This is a genomic window from Acetobacter orleanensis (assembly GCF_001581005.1).
Taxonomy (GTDB): domain Bacteria; phylum Pseudomonadota; class Alphaproteobacteria; order Acetobacterales; family Acetobacteraceae; genus Acetobacter; species Acetobacter orleanensis.
The window spans coordinates 16,772-33,209 of sequence record NZ_LHZV01000055.1; the positions used below are offsets into that span (position 1 = coordinate 16,772).

Below are 16,438 nucleotides of genomic sequence, written 5' to 3' on the forward strand. Positions count from 1 at the left end.
TTTTATGCATAAAGGTGCGGTCAGTCCATCCGCACAGAGGGGCGGACAAAGCGGTCCAGCCAGTCAGTCAGGCAGGCAATGGCTCCGCGGGTAACGCCATAAAGCTCAAACTGATGCTGCCGATACAGGGCAGTGTGGCCAAGCCGAGCACTCAGGCCGCGCAGCGCACCCCCCCCAAAGGTCTTGCCATCCGCAAAAGCACCCCAGCCATTGTAATTGCCCAGAGCTACAATCGCGCCCTTGTTGTTGAATTTGAAGGGCGGTACGGGTGTCTGGTTCAAAGCCCATTGCGGCAGATATTTTGCCAGATGGTGGGCTTCCTGCCGTGCAACCTGTGCGGTGGGGGGCAGGGGGCTCTCTGCAATGTAGGAGCAGTCACCGACTGCAAAAATCCGGTCATCCAGCGTGGTTTGTAGGGTGGGTTTAACAACCAGCTGGCCGCCACGCGCGCATTCCAGACCATCCATATCCCGCGTCACGTCCGGGGCTTTTACGCCGGCTGCCCATACACGGAACTGCGCATCCACGCGGGAGCCATCCTTGAGGATAAAGCCTTTCTCATCCACACCGCTGACCATGGCCCCGGTGCGAACGGAAATGTTGAGTGCTTCAAGCTGCTTCCGGGCTTCTTCAGACACATTGTCCGGGAAGGACGGCAGAATACGCGGCCCGGCTTCCAGCAGGGTGATGCGCATTTCCGGCGTTGTGGGCGTAAAGTTGTAAAGAGAGCCGATGTCCAGCGCCTTGTGTAGTTCTGCCGCCAACTGCACGCCGGTCGCCCCTCCACCGACAATAGCAATATCTAGCGGGGTCCCACGCCCGTAGGCTTGCAAAATGGCATGCCGGAAATTTTCGTTAAAGTTGTTGGCTTCCACCACATTATCCAGAAAAATGCAGTGGTCCTTCACGCCCGGTGTACCAAAATCATTCGCACGGCTGCCAATGGCAAAAATCAGGGCGTCATAGTCCAGATAGCGTTCTTCCAGAATGACTTCCTCATCATCTTGCTCCGTCAGCGGGGCGAGGGTCAGCCTGCGGGCCGCACGGTCCAGATTGGAAATTTCTCCGTAGCAGAAGCGGAATCCATGCCCGGCGGCATGGGAGATAAAGGTAATGCGGTCATTCTCATTGCGGGCGGTACCGGCGGCAAAACAGTGGAGCATGGGCTTCCAGACATGGCTGAACCCTTTATCCACCAAGGTGATGTCCAGCTTGCCAGAGCGGCCCATGCTGTTTCCCAACCGAGTGGCGAGTGCCAGGCCAGCAATGCCGCCCCCTACAATTACCAACCGAAACCGATCACTCATAACGTCACTATCCTTCCGTGTTCCGCAAGTATCGGCGGCGGAACAGATCTGCGCAACACACCGCCTCTTGAGGTCACGCAAATGTCTTTACCCGTGCGAGGGCGGTTTCAGCCTGCGGAGAGGTCCACAAGACCGATCATCCCGTCCTCCGTGCCAAAGCCCAGCAGGCAACCATCCGGGCTGTAGGCCAATGCGCTGACAGCACTGCCACTATGCAGGCAGACTGGAAGAACCCGCTGCGTTTCTGGCTCAATAAGGATGACGGATCCATCCGCAAAGCCTGCCGCCAGCATGTCCTGCTCCGGGTTACAGGCTACGCGGGTGCAGAGCGCACCGCCCATACCCGGCAGTTCCACAGGGGGTTTGCCCATAGGGCCGCCGCCAAAGAAAGGCCACATGACCACAACGTCGGCTCCGCTGGTGGCCAGCCATTTCCCGGTTCGGGAGAAGGACATGGACTTTACTTTGGAGGGATAGCCGCTCATGCGGATATTGTGCCCATCCGATAGCCGCCAGCCATGCAGATCATTATCCTGCATGGAGGTAATCAACGCCTCACCGCCCGGATGGATTGCAATGCCAGTATGGCTGCCTTTCCACTCAAGCGGGCGAACGCTCTCGCTTTTAGGCTGCGTGAACCAGACAGAGGCACCGTTATAGTGTGAGGCCGCAATGCGCTTGCCCTTGCTGTCAAACACAATGCCGGTCACGGAAGAGGGGTGCTCCAGTGTTTTCAGCACCGTTTCGCCCCGGCCATCACGTAGTTCCACCTGCTTGCCGGAAGCGCTGGCAATGTAGGCTGCTTTAGCGTCCACATGGGTGGCGACATGCTCCACCCAGCGGCGGGTCTTGCTGAGTTCCTCAATTTCTCCGTGCCTGTCCAGACGGCACAGGCGACCATCATCCCCGCCGGTCAGAAAGCCACCGGGGTCTGTATCCGGTGCCAGCGCGAGGGCCGCGCCATCATGCACTGCATAGGTGGCCCAGCTTGCAGGCTCGGTCAGATCTGCCCGGTGGGCAACAATCACGTCTCCTTCCGCAGTGGTAAAAGCAAAACGCAAATTGTCGCGCGAGGCCGCGCAAGCGGTAATATGGCCTTCAACCGTGTGGGATGCGCCGCGCTTTTCAATCAGGCCACGCAGAGTGCTGGGAATGCTCATGATACAGCGCAGCTTTCAAACCCACGGCGGAGTTGGGGGCGGTTGAGGTTACGGCCAATAAAGACAAGGCGGGATTCTTTGGCTTCCCCCTCTCTCCACGGGCCGATGGAGTTGCCATCCGCCATCATGTGCACGGCCTGAAACGCAAAGCGGTCTGGCTGGCCTTCAAAATTCAGAATGCCTTTGGTGCGCAGGATGTCCGCCCCCTTTTCCTGCAACAGCGCGCTAATCCACATCTGGAAGCGGCCTGCATCCAGCGGGGTTTTGATGGTGAGGGAAATGCTGTTCACATCTTCCTCATGGTGGTGATGCGTGTTTTCCAGAAAATCCGGCACGGTGGATAGCGTGCGCTGGAGATCAAACCCGCCAACATCCATCACGTCCGTCAACTTCACATTGCCTTTCTGTGCTTTGTGGATGGGCGCGAAAGCGTTAATTTTGCGAATGGCGTCTTCCACAGCTTTTAGCTGTGCGTCATCCACCAGATCGGTCTTGTTGAGGATGATGACATCCGCAAAGGCAATCTGCTGATAGGCTTCCGGGCTTTCCTTCAGCGTTTGCAGGAAGTTCAGCGCATCCACTACGGTTACCACGGCGTCCAGTCGGGTTTTTGAACGGACGTCCTCATCGGCAAAAAAAGTCTGCGCGACGGGGGCGGGGTCGGCCAGACCGGTGGTTTCAATAATAATGCCGTCAAACTTGTTTCGGCGCTTCATCAGGCTGCCAAGAATGCGAATCAAATCGCCCCGCACGGTGCAGCAAATGCAGCCGTTGTTCATCTCGAACACTTCTTCATCGGCATCGACCACGAGGTCGTTATCCACGCCAAGTTCACCGAACTCGTTAATGACTACGGCATATTTGCGGCCATGTTCCGCCGTCAGAATATGGTTGAGCAGCGTGGTTTTTCCCGCACCCAGAAAGCCCGTCAGCACGGTGACGGGAACCAGTGTATCCGCAGGCTCGGAAGAAAGGGGCGCGTCAGACATGAGGAAAGGTCTCCGTTAAGATTGCATTCGTGCCTCTTTATATAGGGGGGCAGAGCGCGGAGGGCCAGAGAACGTGCCGCGATAAAGGCGGGCCATTTTTCTGCCTTACTATTTTCCGGAAGTAAGAAGTATTTAAGAGTTTTGATTTAAATAACAGAGTCGCGTTGTGGCAGTCTTTTCTTAAGAAAGATTAAAATATGACCGACTATAAAACAGATTCCGGGGTTGTCTACTCTGTTGCCGTTTCCGGTACAGATTTTTTTGGTAACCCATCTTCCTACTCTATAAAAATTACGGACCCGGATGGAAAGGTAACCAATCTCGGAAACCTCGATGTCGGGCAGGTTGTGGCGAAAAATGGCCAGTCTCTCACTGTTGGAAGCTTTTTGGGTATTGGGGGAAATATCTGCGTCGTTCCAGCGACACTGACTGGACAGATCAGTATAGCATTCAATACGCTGAGTAGCATGACCATCTATGTGGGTGGGACGGCAACGATTACGACGAGCCTGTCCGGGTTGAGCACCACGACGGTCAATGTGGATGGTGGTAACGCCACGCTGGGGAACAATCAGCTGGTTGGGGCATTTTCTGGTTCTGTTATCAATCTGACCAACAGCGGAACATTTAGTAACGGTAACGGTCTGATTGGACTGTTGACAGGCATGACTATCAATTTTGGCAAGGGGGGCGGTAACTTTGTCGCCAATGCCGGTGGAACTATTCTGGATCTATCCACCACCACCATTAACGGCTTCAATGCCGCAAAGGATTTTATCTCTTTTGAAAATCTAAAAGCTGCCCCGGCAACTTATAGCATTTCAAATTCATCTGGCTCGCAGGTTATTACTGTTTCTGATGCCAGCGGAGCGAAAATTGCAGATGTGACGATTGCGGGCCAGAGTTTTGCTGCGGGTAAATATTCTACTACTGGCGCCGGCCCGTTGACGGTGTCCAGCAATGGTTCATCTCTGAGCATTGAAGCTGTGGCGTCCGTCTGCTTTCTGGCAGGCACCCAGTTGCACACACCGGGCGGTGTTGTGGCAGTTGAAGACATTCAGGTTGGCGATAGCCTGCTGACTTTTGAAAATGGTCAGGCTGTTACGCAACCTGTTGTGTGGGTCGGCTCTCGGCAGGCGGAGGTGCGCCCCGGCCTGCCGCTGGATGAGGCCGGTTGGCCCGTGCGTGTGTGCGCAGGCGCTCTGGATGAAGGTGTCCCGAATAAGGACCTCCTGATCACGTCAGAGCATTGCCTGTATTTTGATGGGCAGTTTGTTCCCGTCCGCATGCTCGTGAACGGCCGCACCATTGCGTATGACCAGAGCATGCGCTCCTACACCTATTACCATGTGGAAACCGCGCAGCATGCCGTGATTATGGCGGACGGCGCGCTAACAGAAAGCTATCTGGATACCGGCAACCGCAGCAGCTTTCAGCAGGCGGGTACTGTGGTGCGTCTGCCCGGTCTGGCCCGCTGCTGGGCAAAGGATGCCGCGGCTCCGCTGGTGACCGCGCGTGAGGTAGTGGAACCGCTTTATCAGCGTCTGGCTCTCCGGGCGGAAACGCTGGCGGCGCAGGGCACAGCACCTGAAACACAGCAGGTATCTGTCGGAATGCAGGCGGAAGCTCCGGCTTTCACATCAGAAGCGAACCTGCATCTGGTGACAGAAAATGGCGAAGTGCTGCGTCAGGCGCGCATGCATAAGGGACATGTGGTGTTTATGGTGCCGCCCCATGTGCAGACAGTGCGTCTTGTCTCCCGTATCAGTCGCCCTGTGGATACGGTTGGTCCGTTTGTGGATGACCGGCGCAAGCTGGGCGTTCTGGTCGGGCGTATTGCATTGCAGGAAGGGGCTGCGGAAAGCCGCTTGCTGGAACCTGCAACGGGCACGGTTATCGGGTCAGGCTGGCACGAAGCAGAAGCCGGGCAGACGGCACGCTGGACAAACGGCAATGCTGGTCTGTCTCTGGGAGCACGGCAACCAGAAGCGTTTGGGCTGCTTTTTGTTGAGGTTCTGGCAGGTGGGCCATATCTGGTCAGCGCACCGTCTGCTGTTCGGTTGAGCGTGGGCTAATCCGTTAAACTCTGTTCTGACCACTGCACATGTCTGCCAGTGCGGGGATGTGGGCGTGGTCAGGGCATGGTATTTTGTCCTGATTAGCGGCGTATCATAGCCCGCCCGTGGTTTACTGTGGGCATTGAGCAAGCCTGCGTCTCCTGTTCGGAACGCAGGCTTTGTCATGTACCGAGCCTTGATGTTTGTTCTGAAACTCTTGGAGGCAAATAGTCAGCACCAAGTCTGAACGACAAGGGCGTGATATGCTGCGCTTTTACAGCGTGTGCATGATCCCGGGCGTAGGCGGGAGCAGGTGCGGGCGTTGTGCATGTCTGTTGCGGGAATGCTGGAGAGACCGGCTGGGCTGAGGCGTGTTTTTACCTCCGGCCCATTGTATCCGTGGCCGGGCTGGGAGAGGTGGAACTGTCGGGACGTGGGTCCGCAGAACGCAGGAAGCGGACAGCCAGTGCGCCGTAAAGCGCATGGCTGCACAGGGCGCGGGAGACGCCAAACGCCAGAAACGCGCTGGCCAGCAGGGCAAGCGTAATCTGCTGGTTGTCACACATTTCCATAACAATGACAGTGGCGGTCAGGGGCGCTTGCGTCACCGCGGCAAAATAGGCGACCGTGCCCAGCAGAACCACGGCACCGGGTGAGGTGTGGGGCAGATACTGTGCGACCCAGCCGCCCATGCCCGCCCCCACGGAGAGAGACGGCGCAAAAAGGCCGCCCGGAATACCGGAGCAGTAGGAGACGATGGTGGCCAGAAATTTCAGCACGAAATAGGAGGCCGGATAATCCCCGGACCCCATGATGATGTCCCGCGCCTGCACATAGCCTGTGCCATACGTCATGCCGCCTGACAGTAGGCCGATAATGGCCAGAACCAGTCCGCAAAGGCCGGAGAATAGAATGGGCCTGCGCGCAATGAAGGCCCCTGCGCGGCCCGGAACGCCGCGTGAAATGCGGATGAGCAGGGCGGAAAAGGACCCCCCGCTCAGGCCGCCCAGAATGCCGCAGGTCAGCACTGCCAGCCAGCTCGCGCCCACGGGCACCACGGAACTGGTATGGCCGAAATAGGTGTAGTTCCCTACCATGGCGATGGCTGTGACACCGGCAATGACCACGCAGGTCAGCATGGTGCCGCTGGTGCGTTGTTCGTAAGAATGGGCCAGTTCTTCAATACCGAACACAATGCCTGCCAGTGGGGTGTTGAATGCGGCGGCAACGCCTGCGGCCCCACCGGCTTTAATCAATGCGCGCTGTTTGACGGGGTCATTTACCCCCATGAAGCGACCAACCGTGTGCATGATGGAAGCACCAACCTGCACTGTTGGGCCTTCTCGCCCGATGGAGCCGCCGCACAGCAGCCCAAGGCAGGTCAGGAAGATTTTGGCCAGTGCGATTTTCAGCGCAAGGACTTTATCAACAATACGCAGGTCATTCAGATGCAGGCAGGCAATGGCTTGTGGAATACCGCTGCCCTGCGCCCCACGGAACCATGACCGTGTGAGCCACGTGGAAAGTGCCAGCCCGCCGGGGGTGACAATCAGCATCAGCCATGGGCTAACAGCAATAATCTGGCTGCGTAACCCCGCCGCCTTATCGGCCAGAGCAGCAAAAGCGACGGCCACCACACCGACCATGACCGCGCCGGACCAGTAGATCAGCTTGCGGCGCCAGTTGGCCGTGCCGGCTTTGGCTTGATCACGTAAGTGGCGTAACTGGGCGGACGTGACGGGCACGCTGGCAGACATGAACAATCCTGATCGGCTGAAAACTGGTGGGGTCTTCTAACACGCCTTGCCAACGAGGAAAGCATTGTCTGGTTTTATGTGGTCTCTGTATTGATAAAATGCATACCCGACCAGAGTAATATGCGTGCGGTGGGACGCTGAACGCCTCCTCTGGATTTAAAGCCTGTCGTAAAACAGACATTCGGGTTGCGTGTGCATCACACGCCGCCAGCAAGCCCAGTTTTTCAGCGTGCGGTGGACTCGGTCAGAGGACGCGGCCAGAACACAATCCCTTCATGCTTGGCCATGTTGTCCGGCTCCACATGGATGTGCACCAGCGTATCGCCCATTCTGGCGCGCAGAGCTGCTTCAATCTTATCACAGATGTCGTGTGCTTCTTCCACCGTCATGCTGCCGGGCACGACGAGGTGAAATTCCAGAAAAGTCACCGCGCCGACAATGCGTGTGCGGATATCATGCGCCTCAATCGCCCCCCGGCCGTTGGTGGCAATAATATCGCGAATATCGTCCAGCGTTTCCGGGCCGGGGGCCGCATCCATCAAGCCTGCGATGGACTCTCGCATCATCTCCCAGCCAACCCGCAGCACGTTGAGGGCAATCAGCCCCGCAAGAGCGGCGTCAACCCAGACCCAGCCTGTCAGCGGGATCAGCAACATACCGACCACCAGCCCCGCGCCGGTCCACACGTCTGACAGAACATGCTGCCCCCCGGCCTGAAGCGCCGGGGAACGACGGCTGCGCCCAACCTGAACAAGGGTAAGCCCCCAGACCAGATTGACCACCGTGGCGGTGGCATTGAGCAAAATACCAAGATAGGGCGCGCCAGTGGGGTGGGGGTGTAGCAGACCTTCCACCGCCTCCCGCCCGATGACAAAAGCGGTGACCAGCACCAGAGAGCCTTCCGCCACGGCGGAGAGATATTCCGCCTTGTTATGCCCGTAGGTGTGGTTGTGGTCTGCCGGACGTTCCGCAATGCTCAGCGCCCAAAGGCCACCCAATGCGGAGACGACGTTGATGATCGTCTCCACAGCATCAGAATACAGCGCTACGCTTCCACTTGCGGCATAGGCGGCATATTTCAACGCCAGTGCGACCAGACTGACGGCCAGACTCCATAGAGCAATGCTTTTGTTGCTTTCAGGCAGAGGGAGTTTCATGCGTGGCTGGTCTCAGACAGTGTGCGGATCTGCCAGATGGCAGGGCGATTGGCAGTGCGCGCTTTCAATCTGCACAGTGGGGTGCACGATGCCAAAACGGGTGCGTAGTATTTCCACCGTGTTTTGCAGCAACAGGGTTTCCGTCTGACCTGCGGGGAGGGATGTGGCACGGACCAGATGCACGGTCAGGGCCGTTTCCGTAGTGCTCATGGGCCAGATGTGCAGGTCATGCAGGTCCGCAACGCCGGGTTGTGCGCGCAAGAAGGTTTCCACGCTGTCCCGGTCAATAGAACGCGGCACCCCATCCAGCGCCATATCCAGAGAATCCCGCAGCAAGGACCATGTTGCCAGCACCACAATAACGGAAATGGCGATGCTCATGGCAGGGTCGATCCATGTCAGGCCGGTCATCAACACCAGTCCGCCCGCGATCACCACAGCCAGTGACGTCACGGCATCTGACGCCATGTGCAGGAAAGCCCCGCGAATATTGATGTCGTTTTTCTGGCCGGAGGCAAACAGCAGTGCGGTGCCGCCATTCACCAGAATACCAATAGCGGCGACAATCATCATGGTTTTGCCTGCAACCGGGCCGGGGTTGAACAGACGGTTTATCGACTCCCACACCACGCCGCCGGTGACGAGCATGAGAATGACCGCATTGCCGAGTGCCGCCAGAATGGAGGAGCGCCGCAGCCCATAGGTAAAGCGGGCGGAGGGCGATTTTGCGGACAAATGCTGCGCCAGCCATGCGGCGGCCAACGCCAGCACGTCAGACAGATTGTGTCCCGCATCGGCCAGTAGCGCCAGCGAGTTGGACAGCACACCCCACAGTGCTTCCGCGCCCAGATAAACAGTGTTCAGCACAATTCCGATGGCAAAGGCCGGGCCGAAAGAGGCCGGAGTATGTGCGTGATGATGGCCGAACCCATGGGAATGGTTATGTCCGTCATGGTCATCGTGCCCATGGTCACTGTGATTATGTCCACTGTGATCATGTTCGTCGTGGTTGTGCCCGTCATGCGCACACTGAGCCTGCCCATGATCGGTCGCAGCGTGGTCGCCATCATGAGAGGTGCAGGGTGATGCCGTGTCGCTCGTTTCTGCATCGCATGACCCCGAATGGGGTGTGGTGGTCTGGCTGGCCGCATGATCTTGCACAGTGTTTTGGGTAGGCGTGTGGTCATGCGGTGTGCAGGCAGAATGGTCCGTATGCGGGCCGGAAGAGGCGGACGGCGGTTGAGACATGGTCTGTCCTTGCAGGTTGGCGGGGGGATGCCCGTTGCGTCTGGACGCTGTCCGGCATAGGGAAGCCCCTTGATTGTCTATCACAGGTGATGAAGGTCGCGCCATGCTCAGACTGACCGAACTGCGGCTTCCGCTGGACCATGCCCCCGAAGCACTGGAAGAGGCTATCCGTGCGCGCCTTGAGATCGCGCCGGATGCGCTGGAGCATTATACCGTGTTCCGGCGCGGGCATGATGCACGACGTCGGAGCGCGATTATTCTGGTCTACACCGTGGATTGCGCCGTGCGGGATGAAGCCGCCGTGCTGGCGCGCTACCGTGCGCAACACCCGAAAGACCCGCATGTCAACATTGCGCCGGATATGCGCTGGGCCCCGCCGGTGACGGATGGCGCGGCACTGGCTAGTAAACCGGGGTATCTGCGGCCCATCGTAATTGGCGCGGGGCCGTGCGGCTTTATGGCGGCTCTCACGCTGGCGCAGATGGGCCTGCGCCCGCTGATTCTGGAACGCGGCAAGGTGGTGCGGGAACGCACGGTGGATACGTTTGCCCTGTGGCGCAAAGGCGTGCTGACGCCGGAGAGCAACGTGCAGTTTGGCGAGGGCGGGGCCGGGACATTCTCGGACGGCAAGCTCTATAGTCAGGTGCGGGACCCGCGTTTTCTGGGCCGCAGGGTGCTGGAAGAGTTTGTAAAGGCCGGTGCGCCGGAAGAAATCCTGTATCTGGCGCATCCGCATATCGGCACCTTCCGGCTGGTGTCTATGGTGGAGCATATCCGGGCGGAAATCGAGGCTGCCGGAGGGGAATATCGCTTTGGCACCCGCGTGGATGGTCTGGTGCTGGAAGAGGGGACGCAGCGCGTCAAAGGCGTGCGGACAGCGGACGGTGAGGTGATTGCCGCAAACCATGTGGTGATGGCGGTGGGCCACAGCGCGCGCGACACGTTTGCGATGTTGCAGCAGGCCGGTGTGCAGATGCAGGCCAAGCCGTTTTCTATTGGCGTGCGGATTGAACATCCGCAATCCGTAATTGACACGGCCCAGTTTGGCCCCAGCGCTGGGAACCCGCTGCTGGGCGCTGCGGAATACCGGCTGGTGCATCATGCCAGCAACGGGCGGGGTGTTTATTCCTTCTGTATGTGCCCCGGTGGGACCGTGGTGGCTGCAACGTCTGAAGAAGGGCAGGTGGTGACCAACGGGATGAGCCAGTATTCCCGTGCGGAACGCAACGCCAATTCCGGCATGGTGGTGGATCTGCGCCCCGGCGAGGATTACCCGGATGACCCGCTGGCGGGCATGGCGTTCCAGCGCCATTGGGAGCGCAAGGCGTTTGAGGCCGGGGGCCGATCCTACAAGGCTCCGGCCCAGCGCGTGGGGGATTTTCTGGCTGGTCGCCCGTCTACAACGCTGGGGGAGGTCGTGCCGTCCTACAAACCCGGCGTGACACCGGCGGACCTGTCCACCTGCCTGCCAGACTTTGCCGTGGCCGCCCTGCGGGAAGCCCTGCCGCTGTTTGACCGCAAGCTGAAAGGCTTTGCGATGGAAGATGCCGTGATGACCGGGGTTGAAACCCGCACATCTTCCCCGCTGCGTGTTCCGCGCGGGGCGGATGGCCAGTCCCTCAGCACCCCCGGCCTGTATCCGGCCGGTGAGGGCGCGGGATATGCCGGAGGGATTCTCTCCGCAGGCATTGACGGCATCCGGATTGCGGAAGCCGTGGCGCTGGATCTTGCAGGAAAAACAGTGGACGGGCTGGGGCTTTAACCGGGGTTTCAGGCGGCGGTTTCAACTGGCACCCGTGGGGCTGGCGTACCGTTTTGCGCCTGAACGCGGTGTCTTTTATGTCCCGAAGTTCCGTGGTCACGGCACACAATGTCCTGTCTGCCTTTTAAAGGCTGAACGTTCGAAACCGTCCGTTTATGGCTGGAACACCTCTTCGATCCTGAGGCCGAACACGCCGGCAATGGTGAAGGCGAGCGGCAGGCTGGGATCGTAGCGACCGTTTTCGATCGCGTTGACCGTCTGGCGCGAGACGGACAGGGCTTCGGCAAGGTCGCTCTGGTTCCAGCCACGGGCGAGCCGCAGTTCCTTGATCCGGTTGTTCATCGATAGCGCCATTGGGCGATGAAAAGACCGAAGCCCCAGAAGGCGCACATGATTGGCCAGACCTGAAAGGCCCGTAGATGCGGTAGCCCCGCGGCTTCGGCAAACCCCCACCCGAAGGTGACAAGCGCGGTGCCGAGGAAAGAGATGGCAATGGCATCGAACTGGATACGGCGCTGCATCTCGTCCAGCCTCCAGAGCGCACGCAGGATTACCCATGCGACGGCAAAGGCGCCGAGCATCGGTATCAGATTGATTGCGAGTTTCAGCGCGCCTGTAGGCTCAAGCGTCCGCTCGATCGCGGCAGCGCCGAAGAGCAGGACAGCATACAGCGCAACCGCGCTCCCTAATTCGATGAGATAGCGTTTGAATCGAAACATCAGAGCGTCTCCTTGTAAAGTGCCCTGTACAGGTGTGAACTCGAATTGTAAAGCGTCCTTTCCACTATCGTCATCGGTGCTGAATGGACCTGTGATGAAAGGGGGATGTTGGTGCCGCAAGGCCGGCAACGTTCCCAAAGGGCTGTCCAGACTGGCGCGGGTGTATTTTTGCAGACTGTTGCAAAAATATAATTGCGAGTAATTCTTAGAATCATGTAGAGGGTGATGTCTTCGTGGGAGAAAGAACACCGTGTCTCGTACTGCCTGCCTTTTCATCGTGCTGGGGGTTACCTGTATCAGCCAGCCGCTTCTTGCCGCTGAGCCTGATGGAAAAGGGGCCGCCAAAAAACCTTCTGTTCTCAACAGATCATCGCAAAAAAAGGCAGTCCGCTCTGCCGCAGCGGAAGCCATTAACGTGCAGGGGCGCAGGTTGGCCACCACAGCATCCTCCGCTACCAAAAGCGATACGCCGCTGATTGAAACGGCGCAGTCTGTTTCCGTCATTACCCGGAACGAGATGAATGTGCGTGGCGTCCTGAGCCTTAATCAGGCCGTGCGCTATACCGCTGGTATTACACCTGACCTGCGCGGCGGCATTGGAACGCGGTATGACCAGTTTCTGCTGCGCGGCTTTAGTGTGCCAACCTTTCTGGACGGCCTGAAAATGCAGGACAGCCCAACGGGTTATGCCGTTGGCCAGACCGACACCTTCCGGCTGGAACGGGTGGAAATGCTCAAAGGGCCAGCGTCCGCATTGTATGGTCAGTCCAGCCCCGGTGGCCTTGCCGCACTCTCCAGCAAACTGCCCACGGCCCAGCGGTCTTACGGCGGGGTGACCACAACAGGGGGGATGTTTGATCTCTACCGTGTGGATGCGGATGTGGGTGGCTTTGCCTCAGATAATGGCTCTGTGCGTTACCGGGTTTATGGCACGGTCAACGGCCAGCACACCCAGTTGTCCAAAACCGGAAGCCGCCGCTTTTCCATCAGCCCATCTTTCAGTTTTGGAGGAGACGGGCCGACAACACTGACCATTCTTGGCAATTATCAGTATGACCCGGAAAGTGGCACCTATGGTGGTGTGCCGCTGGAGGGCTCCCTAAAACCCGCATCCTTTGGGTATCTGCCGCGTAATTTTTATGATGGTGATGTTGCCGTTGAAAAATTCAACCGTAAACATGGGGCGTTCACCTACATCTTTACCCATCGCTTTAATAATGACTGGAGCTTTAACTCCCGCGGGCGGTATGATGACATCAAGGTTGAGCAGAGAAGCGTCTATGATGCGGGCTATTACAACAGCCCGGATACTGTGCCGCGCTATGCCTATGGCACCAACGAGCATGTGCATAATCTGGCGTTTGACAGCCAGTTTAAGGGCCATGTGAACACAGGCCCGCTGCGGCATGTGCTGATGTTCGGGTATGATTATATGTGGCAGCAGGCGGGAGAGCTCTATACGCAGGGAACTGCTCCGGACCTGAACGTGCTGCACCCCAACTACCATATGACCTTTGCAGATCAGGTGGCAGGCGCGCGGTACCGCGCGGATTCACACCAGATTGGGGCTTATGGGCAGGATGAAGTGCACTGGGGCGGACTGGTTCTGAATGGCAGCCTGCGGAATGACTGGTATCGGTCCCGTCAGGTTGAGCGGTTCAGCGGGTCTGATACGCGGCAGCGGCCTAGCCAGATTACATGGCGGGCATCTGGCCTGTATCATTTTGATTTCGGCCTTGCGCCCTACATCAGCTATTCTACATCCTTCCAGCCACAATCGGGTCTTGTGTCGAATGATGGTGGCAAGACCATGCGGCAGGCCAGTCCGTCTATCGGCAAACAGCTTGAAGGTGGGCTGAAATATCAGATTCCCGGAACGCCTGTCTTGTTGACCGCCGCAGGTTTCCATATTGAGCAGACCAATGTTCTGGTTTCCGTCGGTAGCCTGCCCTACAGCGTGCAGAGCGGAAAAGTCCATTCCGACGGGTTTGAGTTTGAAGCACATGCCGATGTGTATAAAGGGTTGATGGTCACAGCCGCTGTCAGCGTGCAGAAAGTGCGGGATGATTCAACCGGAAAACCGCTGATCCAGTCAGGCAAAGGTAATGCCTCCCTGTTTGCATTCTACACCATGCCTTCAGGCTCCCTAAAAGGGTTCGGTTTTGGCGGTGGGATGCGGTACACCGCCAGCGCGTATGGTGGGGAGGCCAGTTACGGTAGCGTCTGGTTGCCAAACTATGCGCTGTTTGATGGTTCTTTGCGGTATGATCTCTCCAACCTTTCTCCCTCGTTGCATGGCTGGACGGCGTCTGCCAGTGTCCGCAATCTGTTTGATAAGCATTTTGTGTCAAACTGTCTGGCATATGCGTCTTATGGTCAGGCATTTTGCTATTATGGGGAGCGGCGGAACGCACAGGGCAGCATAGGCTTCTCCTGGTGAAATCCTTCGCGGTCATTCTGCTCGCTTACGCGGGTGCGGCCCTTCTGAGTTATGGGGTGGCGGGCGTCCTGCCAGCCTCTCCGGTTACGGCCGTGCTGGCGGGCGTTTTTGTAGCGCTGGCTGGCTGGCCGCTGCTGGCCATGCTGGGGTTTGCTCGTGTTCGCACCGGTTTTCGCGCCGCCATGACGCAGGTGCACGATATGGCGGGCATTTTCACCGGATGGTTGATTTATGTCATCACGCTATCCGGTACGCTGAGTGTCTTTCGGCCCGAAATCAGTCTTTGGGCGCGGCCGGAACTCCGGGCGGGGGCGGTGGATCCGGTCGCCGCGACCTCTGCCGCTTTTGGCTGGCTCAGCCAGCACGCACCGCATGCTTCGGCATGGTATATTACGCCAGCACGCGCACGCGCACCGTTCAGTTGGGCCGCGTGGGATGAAAACGGGGTTTTTATCCAGCGGGCGCTGGACCCGATAACAGGCGCGCCGGATACAATCCGGGATACGCTGGGCGGTGATTTTTTCTATCGGTTTCATTTTGAACTTCAACTGCCCTACCCGTGGGGGCGTCTGATTGCCGCCATTGCCGCACTCGCGCTGGTGTTTGTGTTGTTGACAGGTATTGTGGCGCACAGGCGGATCTTTCTGGATCTTTTCACATTCCGACCCAAAAAGGGGCAGAGAAGCTGGCTGGATGCCCATAATCTGGCGGGGGTCGCCGCGTTACCCTTCCATCTGACCATTGCGTTTACTGGCGCTGTCACGCTGGCCTCGTTGGTTATGCCGTGGGCGGCACTTGCGCATTATCCAGATGCCGCGGCGTTTGAGAGTGCGCTGGCTCCCTCCCTTTCCTCACCGGAGGCGACGGGCACAGCGGCCACACTGGCCCCCATAGGCCCGGTGCTGGCGGAAGCAGCAGAGCGCCTGAAAACGGAGGGGATGAACCAGATTTACGTCTATAACCCATCCGACAAAGCGGCGACCATTGTTGTTCTGGGGGATAATAACGACCGGATTGCTTTTGGCACGCATGTGCTGCGGTTTGAGGGAAAAACAGGAAAACTTCTGTCAGACACACATGAAGAACGCCCGGTTGTGACGGCTTTTGCCGTGCTGTACGGGCTGCATGTGGCGCATTTTGCCCCTCTGGCCACACGGTGGCTGTATTTTGGCTCTGGTGTTCTGTTGCTGATTGTCACCGGGAGCGGGCTGCGGCTCTGGCTCCGGCGGCGTTTGCGTCGGGGTGACAGTGTCCGGCTTGTGCTGCTTGAGCGTATCAATGTGGGTGTGGTGGCGGGTGCGCCTGTTGCGTTTGCAGCGTTCTTTCTGGCCAACCATCTGCTGCCAGTTACGCTGGCTAACCGTGCGGAGCGGGAAATACAGGTGGTTTTCGCTGTCTGGTTTCTGCTCCTGCTGCTGGCACTCACGCTGCCTGCCCGTAAAGGCTGGCAGATTCTGGCAGTTCTTGGAGCGGCTGAGGCCATCGGTATTAGTGTGCTGAGCGCACCATGGGGAGAGCGCGTGGAGTGCGGCGTCTCGCTTGTTTCACTCTGTCTGGCTGCCTGCTGCATTCAGGCGTTTCGTTCCATGAGGAGGGTGCATGACGGAGTATGATTATTTTTATACAGCCCTGCAAACCTGCGGTGTTTTTCTGTTGTCTCTCAGTCAGGCGGGTATGCGGTGGGCCGGTGGTTTCCTCCTGCCCGCCAGCCTGTGTCTGGATGTGATAAGCACGGAAAACACGGCCTTTGCCATTGTGTTTTGGGTCTGTGCTTTGGCCTTTGCGGTTATCACAACCGCGCTAGTCCATACCGCCAGACGGTGGCTGCGATAACAGGGGAGC

Annotated in this window: 13 protein-coding genes; 5 read left to right on the forward strand and 8 right to left on the reverse strand. The window is 58.3% G+C overall.

What is annotated here, in order from left to right:
• Positions 1-20 precede the first annotated feature (20 nt).
• The 3 genes from AD949_RS04835 to AD949_RS04845 form a co-directional block, all read right to left on the reverse strand.
• Complete coding sequence (locus AD949_RS04835; RefSeq protein ID WP_048835870.1) at positions 21-1,307, reverse strand: NAD(P)/FAD-dependent oxidoreductase; 1,287 nt, start codon at positions 1,305-1,307, stop codon at positions 21-23.
• Between the two features lie 107 nt (positions 1,308-1,414).
• Entirely contained in the window at positions 1,415-2,467 is a 1,053-nt protein-coding gene (locus AD949_RS04840) for a WD40 repeat domain-containing protein (protein WP_048835869.1), read from the reverse strand.
• Positions 2,464-3,456 (reverse strand): CobW family GTP-binding protein, encoded by a 993-nt coding sequence (locus AD949_RS04845; protein WP_048835868.1) that lies wholly within the window; start codon positions 3,454-3,456, stop codon positions 2,464-2,466. Before AD949_RS04845 ends, AD949_RS04840 begins: the two co-directional genes overlap by 4 nt.
• Before the next feature lie 197 nt (positions 3,457-3,653).
• On the opposite strand from AD949_RS04845, the gene AD949_RS04850 reads away from it, so the two are divergent.
• Positions 3,654-5,531 carry a Hint domain-containing protein gene (locus AD949_RS04850; protein ID WP_048835867.1) on the forward strand — a complete coding sequence of 626 codons (1,878 nt, stop codon included), beginning with the start codon at positions 3,654-3,656 and terminating at the stop codon, positions 5,529-5,531.
• A 359-nt stretch (positions 5,532-5,890) separates the two neighbouring features.
• Here the strand turns inward: AD949_RS04850 and AD949_RS04855 are convergent, their stop codons facing one another.
• From AD949_RS04855 to AD949_RS04865, 3 genes are all read right to left on the reverse strand, one after another.
• The gene (locus AD949_RS04855; protein ID WP_048835866.1) at positions 5,891-7,270 is read right to left on the reverse strand and encodes a chloride channel protein; all 1,380 of its coding nucleotides are present in this window, start codon (positions 7,268-7,270) and stop codon (positions 5,891-5,893) included.
• 224 nt (positions 7,271-7,494) lie between these two features.
• Positions 7,495-8,427 (reverse strand): cation diffusion facilitator family transporter, encoded by a 933-nt coding sequence (locus tag AD949_RS04860; protein WP_048835865.1) that lies wholly within the window; start codon positions 8,425-8,427, stop codon positions 7,495-7,497.
• A gap of 12 nt (positions 8,428-8,439) precedes the next feature.
• A complete protein-coding gene (locus AD949_RS04865; RefSeq protein ID WP_082064715.1) occupies positions 8,440-9,675 on the reverse strand; it encodes a cation diffusion facilitator family transporter in 1,236 nt (411 codons plus the stop codon).
• 103 nt (positions 9,676-9,778) lie between these two features.
• On the opposite strand from AD949_RS04865, the gene AD949_RS04870 reads away from it, so the two are divergent.
• A complete protein-coding gene (locus AD949_RS04870) occupies positions 9,779-11,437 on the forward strand; it encodes an NAD(P)/FAD-dependent oxidoreductase (protein WP_048835918.1) in 1,659 nt (552 codons plus the stop codon).
• 153 nt (positions 11,438-11,590) lie between these two features.
• Here the strand turns inward: AD949_RS04870 and AD949_RS04875 are convergent, their stop codons facing one another.
• Both AD949_RS04875 and AD949_RS04880 read right to left on the reverse strand, forming a co-directional pair.
• On the reverse strand, positions 11,591-11,779 hold the full coding sequence (locus tag AD949_RS04875) for a helix-turn-helix transcriptional regulator (protein ID WP_048835864.1): 189 nt from the start codon (positions 11,777-11,779) through the stop codon (positions 11,591-11,593).
• A complete protein-coding gene (locus AD949_RS04880; RefSeq protein WP_048835917.1) occupies positions 11,776-12,156 on the reverse strand; it encodes a hypothetical protein in 381 nt (126 codons plus the stop codon). Before AD949_RS04880 ends, AD949_RS04875 begins: the two co-directional genes overlap by 4 nt.
• 250 nt (positions 12,157-12,406) lie before the next feature.
• Here AD949_RS04880 and AD949_RS04885 point away from each other — a divergent pair, with 250 nt between their 5' ends.
• From AD949_RS04885 to AD949_RS04895, 3 genes are read left to right on the forward strand one after another with little or no spacing between them, the layout of a single operon-like run.
• Positions 12,407-14,596 (forward strand): TonB-dependent siderophore receptor, encoded by a 2,190-nt coding sequence (locus AD949_RS04885; RefSeq protein WP_082064714.1) that lies wholly within the window; start codon positions 12,407-12,409, stop codon positions 14,594-14,596.
• Positions 14,593-16,209, forward strand: a complete 1,617-nt coding sequence (locus AD949_RS04890; RefSeq protein WP_244463370.1) for a PepSY-associated TM helix domain-containing protein — start codon at positions 14,593-14,595, stop codon at positions 16,207-16,209. Before AD949_RS04885 ends, AD949_RS04890 begins: the two co-directional genes overlap by 4 nt.
• The gene (locus AD949_RS04895; protein WP_048835863.1) at positions 16,196-16,429 is read left to right on the forward strand and encodes a hypothetical protein; all 234 of its coding nucleotides are present in this window, start codon (positions 16,196-16,198) and stop codon (positions 16,427-16,429) included. The genes AD949_RS04890 and AD949_RS04895 overlap by 14 nt, the downstream gene beginning before the upstream one ends.
• Positions 16,430-16,438: the final 9 nt, after the last annotated feature.